Annotated in this window: 20 protein-coding genes; 8 read left to right on the forward strand and 12 right to left on the reverse strand. The window is 31.7% G+C overall.

Features of this window, described 5'->3' with window-relative positions:
* Positions 1-40 precede the first annotated feature (40 nt).
* From ACREVU_RS09575 to ACREVU_RS09590, 4 genes are read right to left on the reverse strand one after another with little or no spacing between them, the layout of a single operon-like run.
* On the reverse strand, positions 41-1,018 hold the full coding sequence (locus tag ACREVU_RS09575; RefSeq protein ID WP_431551364.1) for an ABC transporter ATP-binding protein: 978 nt from the start codon (positions 1,016-1,018) through the stop codon (positions 41-43).
* A complete protein-coding gene (locus ACREVU_RS09580; RefSeq protein ID WP_431551365.1) occupies positions 1,018-2,028 on the reverse strand; it encodes an ABC transporter ATP-binding protein in 1,011 nt (336 codons plus the stop codon). The genes ACREVU_RS09575 and ACREVU_RS09580 overlap by 1 nt, the downstream gene beginning before the upstream one ends.
* Before the next feature lie 15 nt (positions 2,029-2,043).
* Complete coding sequence (locus tag ACREVU_RS09585; protein WP_431551366.1) at positions 2,044-2,982, reverse strand: ABC transporter permease; 939 nt, start codon at positions 2,980-2,982, stop codon at positions 2,044-2,046.
* An 18-nt stretch (positions 2,983-3,000) separates the two neighbouring features.
* The gene (locus tag ACREVU_RS09590; RefSeq protein WP_431551367.1) at positions 3,001-3,921 is read right to left on the reverse strand and encodes an ABC transporter permease; all 921 of its coding nucleotides are present in this window, start codon (positions 3,919-3,921) and stop codon (positions 3,001-3,003) included.
* Positions 3,922-5,085: 1,164 nt separating this feature from the next.
* Here ACREVU_RS09590 and ACREVU_RS09595 point away from each other — a divergent pair.
* The 5 genes from ACREVU_RS09595 to ACREVU_RS09615 all read left to right on the forward strand — a co-directional run bounded on the left by ACREVU_RS09595 (position 5,086) and on the right by ACREVU_RS09615 (position 9,415).
* Positions 5,086-6,666: a sodium:neurotransmitter symporter family protein gene (locus ACREVU_RS09595; RefSeq protein WP_431551368.1), complete on the forward strand. Its 1,581-nt coding sequence runs from the start codon at positions 5,086-5,088 to the stop codon at positions 6,664-6,666.
* 215 nt (positions 6,667-6,881) lie between these two features.
* A complete protein-coding gene (locus tag ACREVU_RS09600; protein WP_431551369.1) occupies positions 6,882-7,304 on the forward strand; it encodes a hypothetical protein in 423 nt (140 codons plus the stop codon).
* Between the two features lie 266 nt (positions 7,305-7,570).
* Complete coding sequence (locus ACREVU_RS09605) at positions 7,571-8,497, forward strand: FAD:protein FMN transferase (RefSeq protein ID WP_431551370.1); 927 nt, start codon at positions 7,571-7,573, stop codon at positions 8,495-8,497.
* Positions 8,484-8,879 (forward strand): NusG domain II-containing protein, encoded by a 396-nt coding sequence (locus ACREVU_RS09610; RefSeq protein WP_431551371.1) that lies wholly within the window; start codon positions 8,484-8,486, stop codon positions 8,877-8,879. Before ACREVU_RS09605 ends, ACREVU_RS09610 begins: the two co-directional genes overlap by 14 nt.
* Before the next feature lie 23 nt (positions 8,880-8,902).
* Positions 8,903-9,415: a Gx transporter family protein gene (locus ACREVU_RS09615; RefSeq protein WP_431551372.1), complete on the forward strand. Its 513-nt coding sequence runs from the start codon at positions 8,903-8,905 to the stop codon at positions 9,413-9,415.
* 387 nt (positions 9,416-9,802) lie between these two features.
* Here ACREVU_RS09615 and rnfB read toward each other — a convergent pair whose 3' ends face one another.
* From rnfB to rsxC, 6 genes are read right to left on the reverse strand one after another with little or no spacing between them, the layout of a single operon-like run.
* Entirely contained in the window at positions 9,803-10,642 is an 840-nt protein-coding gene (gene rnfB, locus ACREVU_RS09620; RefSeq protein WP_431551417.1) for an RnfABCDGE type electron transport complex subunit B, read from the reverse strand.
* A gap of 6 nt (positions 10,643-10,648) precedes the next feature.
* Positions 10,649-11,236, reverse strand: a complete 588-nt coding sequence (rsxA, locus tag ACREVU_RS09625) for an electron transport complex subunit RsxA (protein ID WP_431551373.1) — start codon at positions 11,234-11,236, stop codon at positions 10,649-10,651.
* A 33-nt stretch (positions 11,237-11,269) separates the two neighbouring features.
* Entirely contained in the window at positions 11,270-11,962 is a 693-nt protein-coding gene (gene rsxE, locus ACREVU_RS09630) for an electron transport complex subunit RsxE (RefSeq protein ID WP_431551374.1), read from the reverse strand.
* Complete coding sequence (locus ACREVU_RS09635; protein WP_431551375.1) at positions 11,962-12,528, reverse strand: RnfABCDGE type electron transport complex subunit G; 567 nt, start codon at positions 12,526-12,528, stop codon at positions 11,962-11,964. The genes rsxE and ACREVU_RS09635 overlap by 1 nt, the downstream gene beginning before the upstream one ends.
* Positions 12,529-13,449: an RnfABCDGE type electron transport complex subunit D gene (locus ACREVU_RS09640; protein WP_431551376.1), complete on the reverse strand. Its 921-nt coding sequence runs from the start codon at positions 13,447-13,449 to the stop codon at positions 12,529-12,531.
* Positions 13,450-13,464: 15 nt separating this feature from the next.
* Complete coding sequence (gene rsxC / locus ACREVU_RS09645; RefSeq protein ID WP_431551377.1) at positions 13,465-14,787, reverse strand: electron transport complex subunit RsxC; 1,323 nt, start codon at positions 14,785-14,787, stop codon at positions 13,465-13,467.
* A 419-nt stretch (positions 14,788-15,206) separates the two neighbouring features.
* Here rsxC and ACREVU_RS09650 point away from each other — a divergent pair, with 419 nt between their 5' ends.
* The 3 genes from ACREVU_RS09650 (at position 15,207) to ACREVU_RS09660 (ending at position 19,393) form a co-directional block, all read left to right on the forward strand.
* Positions 15,207-16,853, forward strand: coding sequence for a YceG family protein (locus ACREVU_RS09650; protein WP_431551378.1), 1,647 nt, complete (start codon positions 15,207-15,209; stop codon positions 16,851-16,853).
* 105 nt (positions 16,854-16,958) lie between these two features.
* Positions 16,959-18,059, forward strand: a complete 1,101-nt coding sequence (locus ACREVU_RS09655; protein ID WP_431551379.1) for a toxic anion resistance protein — start codon at positions 16,959-16,961, stop codon at positions 18,057-18,059.
* An 11-nt stretch (positions 18,060-18,070) separates the two neighbouring features.
* Positions 18,071-19,393: a replication-associated recombination protein A gene (locus ACREVU_RS09660; protein WP_431551380.1), complete on the forward strand. Its 1,323-nt coding sequence runs from the start codon at positions 18,071-18,073 to the stop codon at positions 19,391-19,393.
* A 283-nt stretch (positions 19,394-19,676) separates the two neighbouring features.
* Here ACREVU_RS09660 and ACREVU_RS09665 read toward each other — a convergent pair whose 3' ends face one another.
* Together ACREVU_RS09665 and ACREVU_RS09670 are read right to left on the reverse strand one after the other, a co-directional pair.
* Positions 19,677-21,464, reverse strand: a complete 1,788-nt coding sequence (locus ACREVU_RS09665) for a M3 family oligoendopeptidase (protein WP_431551381.1) — start codon at positions 21,462-21,464, stop codon at positions 19,677-19,679.
* Between the two features lie 138 nt (positions 21,465-21,602).
* A complete protein-coding gene (locus ACREVU_RS09670) occupies positions 21,603-21,953 on the reverse strand; it encodes a hypothetical protein (RefSeq protein ID WP_431551382.1) in 351 nt (116 codons plus the stop codon).
* Positions 21,954-21,961: the final 8 nt, after the last annotated feature.

Here is a 21,961-nt window from a genome sequence, read left to right on the forward strand (position 1 = left end):
TATTCAGTAATATATGGGTTAGACAAGATTTTTATACCATTTAAAATAAATGACAAGCCACAAAGTGGTCTGCTGCTAAATTCTTAAGCTCTGGATCTACCTCTGAACATATTTTCATAGCATATTGACATCTACCTTTAAATCTACATCCAGGTGGAGGATCTATAGGGGATGGTATTTCTCCTTCAAGCATAATTCTCTTTCTTAGTGCGGCTTCTTCAGGATCAGGTATTGGAATAGCTGAAAGTAAGGCCGCCGTATATGGATGCATTGGATGCCAGTATACCTCATCGCTATTGCCTATTTCTACCATTTTTCCTAAATACATAACTCCAATTCTATTGGATATATGCTTAACCATTGATAAATCATGAGCTATAAAAAGATAAGTGAGTCCCATATTTTCTTGTAATTCTTCAAGCATATTTATAACTTGTGCTTGTATGGAAACATCTAATGCAGATATAGGTTCGTCACAGATTATAAATTCTGGTTGTACAGCAAGGGATCTAGCTATACCAATTCTTTGTCTTTGACCACCAGAAAATTCATGTGGATACCTGCTAGAATGTTCACTGTTGAGTCCTACGGTTGTGAGTAAACTTTGAATCCTTGCCATTCGTTCCTTCCCTTTATAAACACCATGAATGTCAATTGATTCTCCGACTATATCACCAACGGTCATCCTCGAATTTAATGAAGCATAGGGGTCTTGAAATATCATTTGTATTTTTTTCCTATAAGCAAGCATTTGCTTTGGACTTAACCCTGATAAATCATGTCCATCGTATATTATTTCACCACCAGTGGGTTCATATAATTTTATTATTGTTCTTCCACAGGTGGTTTTACCACAACCTGATTCTCCTACTAGTCCTAAAGTCTCACCTTTATTTATTGTAAAAGAAATTCCATCTACTGCTTTTACATAACTGTGATTTGGGGTAAACAAACCTTTCTTTACTGGAAAATACTTTTTCAAATCTTTAATTTCAACTAGTACATTTTCATTATTCATTATAAACTCCCCCTTCCAACAGGTGCTTTTATCTTAGGTGCATTAGGGTGATTTAGAAAGCAAGCTGCATTATGCTCAGGGCTAATTTGATATAATGGTGGTCTTTGCTGTTCACAAATTCTCATAGCATAATCACACCTAGGTGCAAATGGACATCCTACGGGTGGTTTTAACAAATCCGGTGGTTGTCCATCTATTGGTTTAAGCTTTTCACGTGTGGTACTTTTATGATTCGGAATACTGTTTAAAAGTCCCCAAGTGTAAGGGTGTCTTGGATTGTAAAATAAGTCCTTAGTTGAAGCTGTTTCGACAATTAATCCACCATACATAACATTTATTCTGGCACAAACATCTGCAACCACACCTAAATCATGTGTTATAAGAATAATTGAAGTGTTTAATTTTTCTTTAATGTCCTTCATAAGCTCTAAAATTTGTGCTTGTATTGTAACATCTAGGGCTGTAGTAGGCTCATCTGCAATTAGAAGTTTTGGATCACAACATAAGGCCATGGCAATCATTGCACGTTGTCTCATACCTCCAGAAAATTCATGAGGGTATTGTTTCATTCTCTTTTCAGGACTTGGAATCCCAACTAAGGAAAGCATTTGAACTGACTTTGCAAAAGCCTCTTTCTTGGTTAATCCTCTATGTTTAAGTAATGGTTCCATTATTTGATTGCCTACAGTAAATACTGGATTTAGGGAAGTAAGGGGATCTTGAAATATCATTCCAATTTCATTTCCTCTTATTTTTTCCATGTCTTTCTCAGATACCTTTATAAGGTCTTCTCCCTGAAATATGATTTCACCGTTTATTATTTTTCCTGTATCAGTAAGTAGTCTCATAAGCGACATCATAGTAACACTTTTTCCACTCCCAGATTCTCCAACTATTCCAAGAGCTTCACCTTTGTTAAGGTAAAAGGATACACCTCCTACAGCTTTCACTTCCCCTACATGTGTAAAAAAGGATGTTTTTAAATTATTTATTTCAAGTAATCTTTCCATAATTTTTCCCCCTAACTATTTTCTCATCTTCGGGTCTAGAGCATCTCTTAAGCCATCGCCAAGGAAATTAAACGCAAGTATTGTAATACAAATTGCCATGGCAGGAAAAAATAACTGCAATGGGAAAAGCTGATATCCGTCTAATGCTTCAGAAGCAAGACTTCCCCAGGATGCTTTAGGTGCAGAAATTCCAAGGCCTATAAAACTAAGGAAAGCTTCTGTAAAAATAGCACTTGGCACAGACATTGTCATTGTTACTATTATTGGTCCCATACTATTTGGAATAAGATGTTTTAGTATTATTCTCATGCTAGAAGCACCTGAAATCTTTGCAGCAAGTACAAATTCTTGTTCCTTTAGGGTAATGATTTGTGACCTTACAATTCTTGCCATTACTACCCAAAAGGATATTGCCATTGCAATTATAATACTTGACATACCACCATCTTTAGCAGGCACATCTGGTTTATTAAGGATAACCATTAAGAGAATAACATAAATCATGCTGGGAACTGACCAAATTACGTCAACAATTCTCATCATTACATTATCAACATTACCACCTGCATATCCTGAAATACTGCCATATAAAATTCCTATAACAAGATTTAATATACTTACTATATAAGCAACAGTAAGTGAAATTCTTGCACCATATAATATTCTAACAAATTCATCTCTACCGAATTTATCAGTACCAAACCAATGGGCGGCACTAGGGTTTTGGTTTGCCAATTTAAAATTTTGAGAATAATAGTTATATTTTGATAGCATTGGCACAACAATAGCTGCTATAGTTATGAATATAACGAAAAATAATCCTCCCATTGCAAGTTTATTTTCTTTTAACCTTCTCCATGCATCCTGAAAATAAGTTTCGCTTGGTCTGACTATTTCATTTAATTTTTTCTTGTCCTTTGGTATTCTTTCAAATAACTCATCATTTATTTCCATATTTAGGCCCCCCCCATGTTATGCTTCAATTTTTATTCTTGGGTCAATTACTGCATATAATATATCAACTATAAAATTTGCAATTATTAAGAATGAAGCATCTAAGACTACAAAACCTAATAACACCGTATAATCTCTGTTGCCTATACTTTGAATGAATTCGCGACCCATGCCTGGAATTCCAAACAAGCCTTCAATTACAAAGCTACCAGTTAAAACAGCAGCAAGCAGTGGTCCGATGTAAGTTATAATAGGGATTAGTGAGTTTCTTAAAGCATGTTTATATATAACTACATTTCTAGAAAGTCCCTTAGCTCTTGCAACTCGAATGTAATCTTGTCTTACAACATCAAGTAAAGCTGACCTTCCAAGCCTTGCAACAAAGGCCATGGCAGATGCTCCAAGAGCAATGGCCGGAAGAACATAATCCTTTGCTGATTTAAGGCCAATGGCATTAAATATACGAAGTTTTACTGCAAATACATAAATCAGAAGTGTTGCAACTACAAAACTTGGCACCGTAATGCCAATTGTTGCAATAAACATACACAATTTATCTTGCCATTTACCTTGATGAAGGGCCGCAACTATTCCCATGTATACACCTAATATCATGGCAAAAGTCATAGAGACTACTCCTAATCTAGCAGAAACGGGAAGGGAATAGGATATAATTCCATTAACTGTTCTTCCTTCATTTTTAATTGAAGGACCTAGGTCACCATGAGAAAGGTTTGCTAAGTAAATAGTATATTGCTTAAATACAGGTTTATCCAAACCAAATTTCTTGTTCAAATTAGCTAAAACTTGTGGAGATAGCTTTTTTTCACTAGAAAATGGTCCGCCAGGCATTAATCTCATTAAGAAAAAAGTTATTGTAATAACTACGAAGAGTGTAATCAAAGTTGAAAATAGTCTTTTAACAATAAAATTTAACATCTTTTAACCCCTTTCATTTTAAAGTATGGTCTTGTCCAATTATTGAAATTTTAGAAATGGTTTATTATTGAATTTATACAAATATATGTTTTATATTGAAATATTAGCATAAAAATTTATCCTTGTCAAACCAGTAATATAGTCATCTTAATTGATTTTCGACTTTATTAAAAAATTTATTTTGATTTCGACTTTATTAGACATAAATAATTAATTTTAAATTGATTATTTTATAAATAGATTTGTAGAAAAAAGAAATATAAACACAATTATAAAGAGTAATGCAAACTTTTATTATTGAACTTGAAATCTTAAATTCGACAAAGTCATGGATGAAATTACACAATACTTGCAATTTTCTGAAAAGCTTGATATTATAATTATAAATAAATTATAAAAAGTATTATACATAGTAAGTTTTAAATGAACTTTTTATAAAAAAGTTCTAATTTAATAAGGTTGTAAACCATAAATTTTTTATAAAAACTAAAGATGGTCAGGAGGAATAAATATGAGCGGTCAAGCATTAGGTTTTATGCTTACTATGTGGAGTGTAATAATAGTTTCAGCAATAGTGAGTTTGAGAAAGGTATTAAGAATGAGTAAGTGAAGTGATAGAAATTGAGAATATATTAAATGGAGATCAAAGAGCATATTAGCATTTAGTGAATGTAATGTTTTTCAAAAGTAGGTACAGAATATTAATTCTGTACCTTTGTTTAGTGGGTTAATAAAAAATCACATAATACGAAGGTTATGTAAAGATATAAATTTTTACGTGTTCTATTTTGAGTTAAATAGGAATATATATATAAAAGTGACTGCAATTTGTTAAAAAAATATCATTAATTAAAAGTATTTTCTTATTTTCTTAGAATCTTGCTTATTTATTGAGAAAACTATTTTATGATTTTTCTATATAATAGCTAAAATATACTTGTATAATGTTGATTTATATAGGAATATTTTTTTAAAATTCCAAACTACATATTTGTTAATGTGGGTTGTGTTTATAAATGAAAAAATAAAATGAAAAAAATTTAACAACACTTGCAATTTTCTGAAAAATTTGATAATATATTAATAATTTATAAATGAATGATATGTTAATAATTTATAAATTATTAACACGGCATTGATAAATACACAAGGGGAGGTTTAATTATGGCTAAAGAACGGGAAGAATGGGGATCAAAAATTGGAATGATTCTAGCAATGGCAGGCAATTCAGTTGGACTTGGAAATTTCTGGAGATTTCCATACCAAGCTGCTAAAAATGGTGGCGGAGCTTTTATGATTCCTTACGTAGGTGCTCTTATTTTAATAGGAATACCTTTGATGCTTGTAGAATGGATGATGGGAAGACTCGGTGGAAGGTATGGGCATGGAACTGTAGGTTTTATGATCTATATTCAATCAAGAGACAAGATTAAACCGCGACGTGCAATTATTTTAGGTTCTATATGCGGAATGATAGTTATTGGAGTTACACTACTGGTAAACTCATATTACAATCATTTGATAGGGTGGACACTAGGTTATGCATTTTTATCAGCAACTGGTGGATACTTAGATAAGGCTGTATCTACAGGACAGTTTTTCACAAATTATATACAAAACCCCGCTTATGTATTTACTTTCTGGATTATTAGTTTAGCAATTTTAGGACTAGCAGTTACGAGAGGAATTGAAAAGGGTATAGAGTCTTGGGCAAAATTAATGATGCCTACACTATATATATTTGGATTCATATTAATTTATAAAACATTAACTATTGGATCACCAGTTAATCCAGATTGGTCTGCTATAAAGGGATTGGATTATCTTTGGACTCCAAGATGGGCAGATTTGAGTTTTAAAGGTGCTCTTGCAGCAGCAGGGCAAATTTTCTTTACATTATCACTTGGAATGGGTATAATTCAAAATTATGCTTCTTATTTAAAGTCAGATGATGATATTGTAACTTCATCAATGACAACAGTATCACTAAATGAATTTGCAGAAGTAATCCTTGGAGGAAGTATAGCAATACCAATCACTTATGCTTTCATGGGTGTAAAAGGTTTAAGTTCAGGAGTAGGACTATCATTTATCTCATTGCCTAATATATTTAGAGTTATGAATGGTGGTAGGGTAATGGGAACACTATGGTTCTTACTATTATTCTTTGCTGGCTTTACTTCAGCTATTGCTATGTATAATTATTTAGTAACAATACTCGAAGAAGGCATGGGGATGGCAAAAAAGAAGGCTGCTTTGTTAGTTTTCATAGGATATATAATAGTTGGACTTCCAGTTGCACTAGAGCCAATAATTACTAAAACAGCTGAACTTGCTTATTTTACAGAGCTTGATAACTGGGTTGGTACTTATTTACTAGTTGTAATGGGTCTTATTGAAATCATTGTAGCTGGTTGGCTCATGAAAGAAAATCCAGTAGACGAGATGAATCATGGTTCTTTCTGGCAAGCACCAAAATGGCTTTATACAGTTATGATTAGGTTTGTAACCCCTGCAACTATAATAATTATTCTAACAGGATCAACTATAACATATATTAAAGAAGGATATTTTAAAATGATACCAACTTTTGTAGCAAAAACACCGGTATTAGTACCTTGGGTTAATGGTGCGAGAATAGTTTTATTAATAGTATTTATCATCGGATTTATTGGTACTTATAGGAGTATAAAAGGTGTTTATGGAAAAGAACTTGTAGAAAACAAGGTTCTTATAAGGAAGTAAAAATAAAAAATTATAACCATTAATAATTGTTATATTACTAAGAATCACTAAAGTAGTAATGATTATTATTACTACTTTAGATACAAATAAGGAGGATAAAATATGAGTGGTCAAGCATTGGGTTTTATGTTAGTAATGTGGGGCGCAATAATATCTTTATCAGTTATCAGTTTAAAAACAGTATTAAAGAATCAATAAGAAAAGAGTGATGATATATGAATATTGAGGAAAGTATGGCTTTAAAAAAGATTACTTTATATTTTACAATTTTAAGTGCATTGTTTTTAATCTTATCTTCACAATTCACAGGATTTCTTTTGCCGTTACTATTTGTCTTACCAATATATATGGGACTTATAGGGATTAAGCAAAGAAGAAAGAGTGGGTTTTTAATAGGAATGGCAATAGTTCCTATAGCGTTTGCTATTTCAATGCTATGGATAAGATATTCTATAAGTGTTTTTGCTGATAGAATAAACCAAATTGCTAAAATTAGTGAACAGTATAATATATCGTCTGCTAAGGCCGGGGCATTTACTACAGTATTTTTTGCATTAAGCATTGGCTTGGTTACTATTTGTGTATTATTTTTGGTGAAATTACTTAGAAATAAAGAAATTTTCACACAAGTTAGATGAAATAAATTAAATAAAAGGCTTACTAAAAACGCTGAACTATTGTTTCAGCGCTTTTATTTTAGACTTAAATTTTCTGGAATTCATGATATAGCAAGATATTTATTTTAAGTATATATGGTATAATGTATTTAAAAACGAGCTAGGGATGGTGAGGAATCATAAAGAGTTTACATAGAAAATATTATATATTTTTATTATTGATTATTTCAACATTTTTAATATCTTGCAAAAATAATAGTAAACCTGTTGAAAAAGAGACATACCTTATGGGTACAATTGTTCAATTAAAGGTATATGGTGAAAACGCAGAAAGTGCAACAGAGAAAGCCTTAGAAAGGATAAGCGACATAGAAAATAAAATGTCTGTTAATATTGAGACTTCTGAAATTACCAAACTTAATGAGAAGGCTGGAAATTCAGAGCAAAAGCTTAGCAAGGACACTTATTTTGTAGTAAATGAAGCAATGCAATACAGTAAATTAACAGAAGGCTCTTTTGATATATCTATAGAACCAATTGTAAAGCTATGGGGTATAGGTACAGATAAAGAGAGAGTTCCTTCGAAAGGTGAAATAGAGGAAAAGTTAAAGTTAGTTGATTATAAGAATATTCTTTTAGATGAGAAAGATTCTACAGTACAATTAAGAGGTGCTGGTGAAGCTATAGATTTGGGTGCTATTGCAAAAGGATATACAGCCGATGAAATAAAAAAGGTGCTATTAGATAATAAGATTAGTAGTGCACTTATAAATTTAGGAGGCAATATTTTTGCTATTGGGAGTAAAGTCGATGGGACTAACTGGAATATAGGGATACAGAACCCATTGGATACTCGGGGACAATACATAGGAACTATTAGTGTTACAGATAAATCCGTAGTTACATCAGGAAACTATGAAAGATTTTTCATTGTGAACGGCAAGCGTTATCATCACATATTTGACCCAAAAACTGGATATCCATCTGAAGCAGGTCTTATAAGTACAACTATAGTATCAGATAAGTCAATAGATGGAGATGCACTATCTACAAGTACGTATATTATGGGCCTTTCAAAAGGGCTTAAACTTATAGAGTCTATTAAAGGTGTAGATGCTATTTTTATTACAAAGGATAAAAAAATATATGTTACGTCCGGTCTTAAAAATGATTTTAATTTGACTAACAAGGAGTTTATTTATGAAAAAAGGTGATAAAATAGTTGGAATAGTACTTTTAGCTATTGTAATAGTAGCCATAGGCATAACTTCAATATATAAAATTTCAATTAAGGGGTCAGAAAATATTGCTGTGATTAAAAGTGATGGCAAGGTGTTTAAAACTATTGATTTAAATAAGGTAGTAGAGTCACAAGAGTTTACAATAAAGACAGGTAATGGTCATTTTAATACCATACTAGTTAAACATAATAGCATTCGTGTTAGTGATGCTAATTGTTTACATAAAGAGTGTGTTAAAAGTGGATCAATTTCAAAACCAGGTGAAATTATTGTATGTTTACCTAATAAACTTATTATTACTATTGAGGGAAAGCAAGTAAAAGAGAATAGTTCCATTGATGGTGGAACATTCTAAATTGAAAAAGATGTGGGTGGAATATGAGAAAAACTAAAAAAATGGTTTTACTTAGCATATTAGTGGCAATAGCCTTAGTTATTTATTTGATTGAGGCACAGATTCCGGTGTTATTTCCAGGAATAAAATTAGGACTTGCAAATTCTATATCCTTAGTTGCATTAATTTTATTCGGTTGGAAAGAAGCACTTTTAATAATGATTTTAAGAACAGTATTAGGGTCTATTTTCGGAGGGGGACTATCAGCACTTATGTTTAGCCTTGCTGGTGGACTACTTAGTAACATAGTAATGATATTACTATATAAGTATTTTAAGAAATCACTAAGTCTACCTACAATTAGTGTATGTGGTGCTATTTTTCATAATGTAGGTCAGTTACTAGTAGCTGCCTTCATAATTAAAGATTTAAGAATATATTTGTATTTACCAGTATTATTGATTTCAGCTATTGTCACAGGGTACTTTATTGGAGTATTAGCTAATGTATTAAAAAATAGATTGGAAAAAATATTAGTACTAGATAAAAGGTTATAGAAAAGGATAGAGCAGTCGACCGAGTGACTTGCAAATGAACTCAAAACAGAAAATTCCATTAAAAAATTCTAATCTTTTGCGAAAATAAAATTCTCTAGCGTTCTCCTCTGGGTAGTTCTCTGGGGGACATAACAATTATTAATTGTTATGCACTCGGCGTCCTGCCTCGGGTTCGCTACACTGCCGTCCTGGCAGTGTCACGAGAATTTTATATTCGCAAAGCAAGAATTCCTTAACCAAATTTCAATAGTTTCTGCGTTTCATATTGCAAGTCGCTTGGGCGGGATTTTCTATCCTTTTATTACGGGTAGGAAGAGAAACAAAAAATAAAAAACATACTAAGATTTTAACCTTAGTATCTTTTTTTATTTTTTGTTTCTTACTTAATTATTCACTTACAGCTGCACTCTCTTTAGTCATAGTTTCATGAGCTTTTAGAGGCTTAGAAATAGCTTTTGTTGGACACTTAGCAGCACATAGACCACATTGTGTACATTTTTCAAAATCTATTGTAGCTAGGTTATTAACCATAGTAATTGCTCCAACGGGACATACTTTTACACACATTTGGCATGCAATACATCCAACCGCGCAATTATCTTTTACTGCTTTACCTTTTAATTTAGAGTTACACTCTACAAGTACTTCTTGACTTGCTGGAACGAGCTCTATTAAATTTTTAGGGCATACTTTAATACAAGCACCACAAGCTACACAATTATCCTTATATACTACAGCTACTCCATCTATGATGTGAAGGGCATTGAATTCACAAGCTCTTACACAACTCCCTAAACCCATACATCCATCTGAGCAAGCTTTAGGACCTTCTCCAGGAGCAATAACTGCTTGACGGCAATCTTGAATTCCATCATATATATATTTATCTTTAGCAACCGTGCAAGTGCCTTTACATTTAACAAAAGCAACTTGTGGATTTTCAGTTTCAACGGTTACACCCATTATTTCTCCAATTTTTTCAGCAACTGCACTTCCACCTACTGAACATAAATTAAGGGGTACATCTCCACCAACTACTGCTGCAGCATAAGCATCACAACCAGCGAAGCCACATGCACCACAATTTGCACTGGGTAATACTTCTCTAACTAATGGTATTTTAGGATCAACTGGTACATAAAATTTCTTGTTAGCATAACCAAGTACTACTCCGAATACTAGTCCCAAACCACCAAGGCTTAATACTGGGTAAATTAAATTGTTCATATCCATTTAAATACCCCCCAATTTTAAACCACTAAAGCCTAAAAATGCAATAGCCATGAGGCCTGCTGTAACTAATGAAATAGGTAAACCTCTAAAGCAGAGTGGCATATTATCATTCGCTTCCATTCGTTCTCTTAGACCTGAAAGAAGAACAATAGCAAGCATGTATCCAGCAGCTGCTCCAAGAGCATTAACCATGGATTCGATTAGGTTATATTTTTCACCTATATTAATAACAGCCATACCAAGAAGGGCACAGTTAGTTGTTATTAAAGGAAGAAATATTCCAAGTGCTCTATAGAGACCTGGCTGAGTTTTTTTAATAACCATTTCAACAAATTGCACAAGTGCTGCAATAACTAGAACGAATGCTAGAGTTGATAAATAGGTTATGTTCAAAGGAACTAAAATCCAGTTGTAGACTCCATAAGTCATTATTGAGGCTAAGAACATAACAAATACTACTGCTAGTCCCATACCTTTTGCAGTCTCAGTTTTTTTAGAAACTCCAAGAAAAGAACATATTCCAAGGAATTTAGCTAATACAAAATTATTTACCAAAAATGCACTTATAAAAATCGAAAAAAGTCTCATTTTTATCCACCTTTCTTAAAAAATTAAACAAAATTATTTTTTGCAAGTATGAGGACAAGATACACAGCTAGTACATTCACCAGTTTCTTCATTAATTTCATGAAAATGTGCAATTTTGTCATTAACTTTATTTGTTTTACTAATTGATTTTTGATTTAATAAAGCCATTAAAATTCCTAGTGTAATAAAAGCACCAGGTGCTAAAACCATAATTATAGCAGGCTCAAAGGAGTTCCCAAATACTTTAAATCCTAGTATTGAACCAGCTCCTAGTAGTTCCCTTATTGCACCAAGAATAGCTAAGGCTATTGTAAAACCAAGTCCCATTCCAATAGCATCAAAAACTGAAGGAAGTGGCTTGTTTTTTGATGCATAAGATTCAGCTCTTCCAAGAATTACACAGTTAACAACTATAAGTGGAATGAAAATTCCTAAGGATTTGTATAGTGATGGAACAAATCCTTGCAATATAAATTGTATTAATATTACAAAAGCTGCTATTATTGTTATATAAGCAGGTATACGAATTTTATCTGGAATTACTTTTCTTAGTAAGGATATAAAAAGATTTGAACCAATTAAAACTACTGTAGCTGCCAGGCCCATGCCTATACCATTTTCTACACTACTAGTAACAGCTAGAGTAGGGCACATTGCTAGAACTTGAACGAATATTGGATTCTCGGTTACTATACCGTTTTTTAGTCTTTCAGAAAATACGCTCATTATTTTTTATCTCCTTTCAATGAAGAGTTATAAAAATCAATAGCATCATTAACACCAAGAGTTACAGCTTTAGAAGTAATTGTTGCACCTGTAATAGCTTGTATTTGATTTTCCTTTGAAGGAGCTACTTTTACAACTTCTAATTTATCTTTTGTAGGTTTATTTTTAAATTGACCTGAGAATTCAGGTTTTGGAGCATTAGCACCAAGACCAGGAGTTTCAGTGTGAGTTAAAATTTTAATCCCAGTAACTTTTCCATCATTTGATATTCCAACCATGATTTCTACCGGACCACCATATCCTTTAGGTGCAACTTTTATAGCATATCCAGCTATTTCAGTACCCTTAAGCCCTACATTAACCTCAGAAACTTTATCATTAATTTTTACATCTGCTTTTTCAAATTTATCAGCAGTGGGTAATATTTCTTTCATAGCAGTTTGTTTATCAGAGGCAATCTTTTCAGCTATAGGTGCTTTTGTTATTTCATAGGCACCGCCTAGTAATAATCCTGCCATTCCTGTAATTAAAAGTAATATTAAACCTAATTTTATATTTTCTTTCAATTATTTCACCTCCCCAAAAATACGTGGAGCAGTAAACTTATCAATAAATGGAACAAATAAACTCATTATCAATATAGAATAAGATACTCCTTCAGCATAACCACCATATAAACGTATAATTGTGGTTAATACTCCACATCCAAGTCCAAAAATAACTTGTCCTTTTTTTGTCATTGGGGAAGTGGTATAATCTGTTGCCATAAAGAAGGCACCAAGCATTAAGCCACCAGCACAAATTTCATATATTGCATCTCCACTCATAAAGCCATTTCTACCTAATATAAGTGTTAAGATAAATACTGAACCAATATATGCAACTGGAATATGCCAACTTATTATTTTTTTATATAGTAGATAAGCTGCTCCAATTAGTAATGCAATTACAGAAGTTTCACCAATACAACCACCTACATTACCAATAAAAACGTTCATTAATTTAGGTAGTTCACCGCTACCGCTTTTGAGTATACCAAGTGCTGTAGCAGCTGATGTACCATCAACGGTAAAATTAGTCATATGTACTGGCCAAGAAGCAAGTAAAAATGCTCTAGCAGCCAAAGCTGGATTCATTATATTTTGTCCAATTCCACCAAAAAATTGTTTTACTATAATAATAGCGAAAAATCCTCCAATTACAGGAAGCCAAAGTGGAACAGCTACTGGAAGATTGAAAGCAAGTAATAAACCAGTTACTACTGCGCTAAGATCTCCAATTGTAACTTTTCTGTGTGTAAGTTTTTGCCATAATGCTTCTGCTGCAACACATGATAGCACAGATAATAATGTAACTAAAAATGCTTTCATTCCGAAAAAATATATTCCAGCAAAGGTAGCAGGTATTAATGCTATTATTACGTCTCTCATTATGCCCTGCACAGAATCATTTGATTTTATGTGTGGGGATGAAGATACTGTATACATATAAGTCACCTCTATCTATTTTTTTCTTCTATTAATGTTTATTGTTCGTTTACCTTCACGGCAAGTTTGAGTTAAATGACGTTTAGCTGGGCATACATAAGAGCAACAAGCGCACTCAATGCAATCCATACCATGTAATTCTTCGAATTCATCATATTTGCCTCTTAAAACTAAAGAATTAAGTTTTGTAGGATTTAAAAACATAGGACAAACACTTATGCATTTTCCACATCTAATACAACTAGATTCTTCTTCAAGTTTAGCTTGATCTTTTGTTAAGCAAAGTATTCCTGAGGTTCCTTTAATTACAGGAATATCTAAAGAACGTAAAGCCATTCCCATCATAGGACCACCAGAAAGTACTTTAACAGGGTCTTCTTTAAATCCACCAGCAGCATCTATAACTTCACTTATAGAAGTACCAAATTTTACTCTCAAATTAAGTGGCTCTTTAATTGCTTCTCCAGTTACAGTTAAAACTCTCTCTATAAGCGGTTTGCCATTTACTACTGCATTATATATCTCAAACACAGAATCAACATTTTGAACTATGCATCCAACATCTGCAGGAAGCTTTCCAGAAGATAATTCTCTTCCAGTAATAGAATAAATTAATTGTTTTTCTGCTCCTTGAGGGTATTTTGTAGTAAGTGGAGTGACTTCTACATTAGTAATGTTTTCTGAAGCTTTTTTCATAGCGGCTATTGCCTCAGGCTTATTATCTTCAACTCCAATATATCCTTTAACACCAGGAAACATTTGAAGAATAATCTTTAAGCCTTCTACAATTTCATTTGGTTTTTCTAGCATCATTCTGTAATCACAAGTTAAGTATGGTTCACACTCAGCTGCGTTTACAATAATGCTGTCAATAACTTTTTCAGCAGGGGGGTTAAGCTTAATATGAGTTGGAAAACCAGCTCCACCCATACCTACGATGCCAGCTTCTTTAATGATAGCCAGTAGTTCGTTTTTTGATAGTTTTTCATAATCTTTGTTCGGAGTCATAGTAGATGCTTCTTCATAGATGTTATCGTTTTCGATTATAACTGACATTACCATGGCTCCATTGCTATGTAATCTTGTGGCTACATCGAGTACTGTTCCAGATACACTGGAATATATTGGCGCAGATACAAAAGCTTTGGATTCACCTATTTTCTGTCCCATAAGTACGCGATCACCTTTTTTTACTAGTGGATCGCAAGGCGCTCCTATATGTTGTTGCATAGGAAATACTAAGTTGCCTTTTGGAAGCAAATCTTCAATTGCTTTGTGCATACTTAAGTCTTTTTTACCACTTGGGTGAATCCCTTTTTTGAAAGTCAAAAGTCCCATAATAAACCTCCTTGTAGTTCTCTTTGGACCTAATAATTATTACCTGTTATCTATTTTTGGTTTTATGTAGTAGATAACAATAATAAATGGAAAGCCACATTATACTAATTTTAAGTTAAACTAGTGATTATACAATAAATTTATAGCATAAATTGTAAACAAAGCATAAACTTACTGCTAAGTGCATATATAATGCACTATACTATATATATTACACCTTTTATGTGTATAAAAGAATGCCTTTTGCAAAAAAAAACGCATAAAATAAAGTTGCATTATTCTGATAATTCTAACTAATTTATATTTAAATGGTAATTTTTCAATATATTCTAATGAAAAACAAGTGTATAATATGCTATACTTGAGGGGATAAAAAAACTATATTTACAACAATAAACAATTAAAAAGGTAAGGTGAATATGGAAAAGAATAGTTTGAATAATTTAGAAATCCATAGTGTGAATTTGGACATCAATGAAGATATCATAAGTAGTTTAAAAAAAGAAATTTGTAAAAGAGATAAATTCCAATATAATTCCAATGTTGTGTTTATTCCATGTTATTTTTATAGGTTTATAGGTATAAAAGATAATGAGACTGATTACTATGACAATTTGTATAAATTAGACAGTGAACTAAAAAAAATGGGATCAGGTTACAAAAGGTTTAGTGAAGGATTAGATAAGAATATTAGCATAAGACTTCAAAACGTATCCAATGATATTTGGGGAAAAGTGTTTCAAACTGAAATTATAGATGTGTCTTTAATTATAAATCTAATAAGTGATAATGGACTTTTTCCGAATTTGACTAACAAAGTTTTGCTCACGCAGATTAAAAATAATTTCAAGGGGCTTTTAGAATACTATATTAAAAGTAATGAAACAACGGACAACCAGGATATTAAAGTTATTACAAACTATGTGATTCATTGGCTAAATATTTATTCTGAAGAATTATTTCGAAAATTTGATTATTTGAGTATTAATCCTAAAATCATATTTTATGGGGATATTTCAAAAGCAGAAGTTTTTTATTTGATATTATTATCAACTTTGGGTTGTGATATTTTGTACTTCAATCCTGAAAATTTTGGTGCTTTCCATGAAATTGATAAATACAATGCTTTTTCTAAGGAAATTGTTTATAATTGTAAAAGGGAAATAAAACAATTCCCTGTTGGTATAGAAGATAGAATTAAGACCACTGCCTATAATGCCAAGGAGGAACTTAATAAAACACTGTTTACAGATGACTCTGGTTTTTACAGACCTTGGCAGTTTGCAGATTATAAGGTGCAGGCGGTAACCCTTAATACTACCTATGAAGAAATATACATATGGATGAAGGAAAAAGCACATATAAGGGAAGGGTGGACAGTTAAGGGTTCAACTGTAGTTATACCTAATATGTTCTCAAAAGTTTGTGGAACTCATGAGGACATTGATATATATTGGAAAGAGATTAACCAGGTAATAACTCAAAAAATAACAAAATTCTATAATGAGTTACCTATAATGGAGGGAGTTCATTTAGAATATGGCAAGTTTAATCTAATATATCCTAACAATGCTTTTTCAGAATTCCATACGCAAGAAATGATTAATTCATCTTGGTGGAAATACAAGGAATTGCGTTCTGGACTTCAAAAGACTATGGCAGAGAAAATTAAAGAACTGTGCTTAAACCCTGTAATAATAAATGTTGAACAGGAAGATTTAAGGGATTTACAAGTGGATATTTTTTCAGTACTTATAAATTTAGATGGAGAAGTACTTGAACTTTTGCAAGGATTTGATTATCCAGAAGAAGTTCCTAAAATTGTAGTGTATAATAATGAAGAGAATGGAAATTTATCTTTTGAAGATTGCATAATGCTTTCCTTTATGAATTCTCTTGGAATAGATATAATTATCTATAACCCTTCAGGATATAACGATATAGAAAATTTCATTTATCCTGAGCAATACGATATTCATAGACTTACTAATGTGAGTTTTGAACTTCCTTTTAAAAAATATGTGGAAAAGAAGAAAGGTTTTTTTGATAGTCTTTTTCACAGCTGATATTTGATAAAACTGAGAATTAACAATTTGTAGTTAAATTTGATTTTTATGTTAGTCATAAAAGTCTGAAAAATAAGTCATAAAAAAGTTAAGAGGAGTGGAAACATGGAAAATGATAATGGAGTACTTATAATTAAAGATGAGAATGCTGAAAATCAAAGCATAGAGCAAAGGGCTAAAAGTATAAATAATCAACTTAGAGTCTCACCACAGGTTATGCAAATTGCTTCCAATTTGAATATTAAAGATGCAAATGCCATATTAGAATTTGGAAACGAACCAGCACAGCAAATATCAAAATTTGCGGATCAAATATTAAATTCTATTAAAAGCAGTAGTATGGAAGATTCAGGTGTTATGATAAAGGAACTTACTGTTATAATGAAAAAATTTGATAAGCAAGATTTTGAAGAAAACAAAACTAGTTTCCTTGGAAAACTATTTAGCAAACCAGGTAAGGCGATAGATAAAATGATGGGTAAGTATAAAACCATTGGGGGAGAAATAGATAAGATTTATACTCAGCTCAGTGGTTATAAGGTGGAAATAAATAACTCCAATTTAATGCTTGAAAACTTATACAATCAAAATTTTGAGTATTATGGAGAATTAGAAAAATACATTACTGCAGGAAATATGATTGTTGAAAAAAGTGAAGCTGGAGAACTTCCTAAACTCCAATCTTTGGCAAATAATGGAGAACAAATAAATGCAATTAATTTAGAAAATTTTAAAGCTACTCTTGAAATGTTAAAGCAGAGAATTTATGATTTAGAAATGGCTAAAATGGTATCATTACAAACTGCTCCTCAGATTAAAATGATTCAAAGGGGTAATTATAAGTTGATATCAAAAGTGCATTCTGCGTTTATAATAACTATTCCTGTGTTTAAAAATGGCATAATCCAAGCTATAGCATTAAAAAAACAAAAGTTAGTAGCGGATTCATTATCTGAACTTGATAGAACTACTAATGAGTTATTAATGAAAAATGCTGAAAATATAAGAAGTCAAAGTGTAGACATAGCAAAACTTGCTGGAGGCACTAGCGTAAAAATTGAAACACTAGAAAAGACATGGAATACTATTATGCAAGGTATCGAAGAAACAAAATCTATTGAAGATGACAATAAGAGAGTAAGAGAAGCTGGTATAGTTAAATTACACGACATGACAGAAAAACTAAAGCAGAAATCAATAAGATAATAGGTGATTATATGGATATGTTTGAATTACAAGCTGAAAAGAATTTATTAAAAGATGCACCACTTGCTGAAAGATTAAAACCTGAAAAATTAGAAGACTATGTAGGTCAAGAGCATATTTTGGGCAAAGGAAAACTTTTATGGAGAGCCATTAAAGCTGATAAAATAACCTCCTTAATACTTTATGGCCCTCCAGGTACAGGAAAAACTAGCTTGGCTAAAGTTATTGCAAATACAACAAAATCTAATTTTGTTAGGCTTAATGCAGTCACAGATGGGCTAAAAGAATTAAGAGAAGTTGTGGCGCAGGCAAAGAATGATTTAGGAATGTATGATATTAAAACTATCTTATTTATAGATGAAATTCATAGATTTAATAAGGCTCAACAAGATGCATTATTACCGTATGTTGAGAAGGGTACAATAGTCTTAATTGGGGCAACTACAGAAAATCCATATTTCGAAGTTAATAACGCATTAATTTCTAGGTCTATGTTATTTAAGCTAGAGCCACTAGAGGAAAAACATATTCAAAAGATTATTAATCGTGCACTAGAAGATAAGATGGTGGGATTTGGAAATACCAATATTTCTATGGATAGTGCTTCTATAAGTTATCTTGCCAATATGGCAAATGGAGATGCAAGGTGTGCACTAAATGCCTTAGAATTATCAATACTCACTACAGATAGAGATGAGCTAGGAGTTATAAATATAACCCTTGAGGTAATGGTGGAATGTCTCCAAAAAAAGCATATAAAATATGATAAAAATAGAGATGAACATTACGACGTGATTTCTGCTTTTATCAAAAGCATGAGGGGATCTGACCCGGATGCTACCGTGCATTACCTGTCTAGAATGATATACGCTGGAGAGGATCCTAAATTTATTGCTAGGAGAATTGTAATAGCTGCGTCTGAGGATGTGGGAAACGCAGACCCAATTGCACTTCTAGTAGCAAATAATGCAGCGCAGGCAGTTCAGTTTGTAGGCATGCCAGAAGCAAGAATTATTTTATCACAAGCTGCTATTTATATAGCCTGCGCTCCTAAAAGCAATGCATCTTATATGGCTATTAATAGGGCACTTAAAGACTTAGAGGAAAAAAATATAGGTAGTGTACCTGTCCATTTAAGGGACAGTCATTATAGTGGAGCAAAGAAATTAGGCCATGGGGTAGGGTATTTATACCCTCATGACTATGAGGGTAATTATGTGAAACAACAATATTTACCTGATGAACTAGTTGGTACATCATATTATGAAGCTGGCAATAATGGATATGAGAAAAAAATTAAAGAGAGACTTAAGGAACATTTAAATAAAAAATAGTGAACTCAATAGGAACTTTACTAAAATATATCTACTATGGATAACTTTTTTATAGTTAACAGTTTATCTTTCTATTAAATGTTTTTATGTGCAAAAAAAAGTATATATTACGTATAATGCATTGAAGCAAGCTTTAGAACTTCTTATTTTATTTTTAATTAATTTGCGTAAAGAAAAATATATGTTTGAGCGTTAGCGAGTTTATATTTTTTAGCAGATTAATTAAAAATAAAATTAGTAGTTCTTAGCGAAGTGAATGCATTAATAGTAATATATACTTTTTTTAGTTCATGTTAACAAATTTCTCTATATCTAGGGTAATAAGATTTAGAGAGCTTCTCCAAAAATCAATAGAATGAATGTCTACATTCATCATTTTTGCTACTTGTACTAAATTGTTTTTACCAGTAGCAGAAAGTAAGGCATCATATTCATTTACAAAGGAGTACCCTCTTTTCAAATATTCAGCATACAATCCTTTGGAGAATAATAGACCAAAAGCATAAGGAAAGTTGTAAAAATTACTGGAAGCATCATAATAATGCGGTTTACATATCCACATATATGGGTGCAAAAAATTATGGTCAAGACCGGCGCCATAAGCTTTTTTCTGAGCATCTATCATGATTTCTTTTAATTCATTTACAGGTAGAGAACTATTTTCTCGGCGTTTAAAGAGTTCAGTTTCAAATAAATACCGGCTTAAGATATCTACAATTACTTGAGCATTGCTAGAAATATTATGCTCTAATATAGCAAAAGCTTCCTCTTTAGATGCATTTTTTAATGCTGCATTACTTATTATTGTTTCACAAAATATTGACGCAGTTTCTGCAATAGGCATAGGATAATCACTATTTAATGCAGATTCTTCTGTTAAACATAGACCATGATATCCATGACCCAGTTCGTGAGCTAGAGTTGAAACATCATTAAAACTTCCAGTGAAATTAGATAGAATTCTACTTTCTTTAATGCTATGTAAATTAGCACAAAAGGCACCACCTAATTTTCCTACGCGAGGCTCTGCATCAATCCAGTTATGAGAAAAAGCATTATCAGCATAACTGGAAAGTTTATTACTAAAGGTATCAAAGTTTCTAACTATAAATTCTCTAGCCGAGTCATAGGTAAAGTGCATATTGGCGGTGCCCATTGGTGCAAATAATTCATAAAAAGGAAGACCTTCAGAATAGCCTAATAGTTCAGCTTTTTTTCTAAAATATTTTTCGAAAGAAGGAAGGCTCTCCATCATAGCACTTAGCATAACATCTAGTGTTTCACTATCCATTCTTGAGTTTTCAAGAGCATTATGAAGTGGAGATTTATATCCACGAGCTTTGCAAAGTGTAATAACTTCTCCTTTTATACCATTTAATGCTGCAGCAGAGGATTCAGCAATAGCATCATAAGATTTAAGTTCTGATTCATAAGCATTTTTACGCTTTCGACTATCTTTGTCAAAAGCCATATTTCTAATTGTTGATAGTGGAAGTTTCTCCTCTTTTCCATTTATATTAATAGGTATAAGCAGTGTTGAGGTAAGTATATTTTGAAGTTTAGACCAGGCATTTGATCCACTATTTTTCATTTTAGCCATAAGCTCTTCTTCAGTATCACTAAGTAAGTATTTAGCATTTCTAGCTAGGTCACTTAGGTAATAACTATGTGCCTTAATAAGGTTAGAATCTTCAATTAAAGATTCTAGATTTTCTAGCGAATTTATCCATTTTGAAAAAACAGTGTAGGGTTTAGCCAGTCCAGCAACGTTTAATGATAATTTCTCTGAAAATTTGTTAGCAATTTCATTTTTTGTATCTATGCTTAAAACTAATTCTGTATAATTAAATAATTTATTTACAAGATCATTAAATTCATTTTCAAAATTAATATAGGCCTCAATTTTTAATTTAGAGTCATTGGATTTAGTACCGTCATTAGAGGGATTACAATTCTCTATTGTCCATTTTTTTATATATTCTATGGAATTTTCAAAACAATTAATATCTTCTTTAAATTCCACGCTGTCAAAGGATTTGTATAGCTCATTTAAACTCCACTTCATTTCCATATTAACACCTCTATTTACAATATTTTATATGACTAATATATAAAATATATTATATCACGTTATATAAAATAAAATAACCCTATAATAGGGTTATTTTACATTTACATAAGAACGTAAAAAAAGTAGGATCAAAGATTCCTACTTTTTATTTGAAAATATCTTTTTTATAATATTTAAAATATCTACTATATATACTAAATATTTTTCTAGTGATTCTGTTGCACCAACAGCAGTGGCAGTTGTCTGAACTACGACTTCACTAACATCTTTTATATTGTCTGTTACCTCATATAAATTTTTAAAGGTTTTTGGTAAAACCGACAATATTTCATCAATACTATCTTCATTCTTTAAGATAATTGAATTTACCTTTGATATAGTTTTAATAAGTTTTAACAATCCTACTATCAATATAACTAAAATAACTATACCAAGAAAAATTAATATGCCTTGTCCTGTTTTGAAAAAGTCTACATACATTAATAGCACCACTATTC

Source organism: Clostridium sp. (assembly GCF_050717535.1).
Taxonomy (GTDB): Bacteria; Bacillota; Clostridia; order Clostridiales; family Clostridiaceae; genus Clostridium_AD.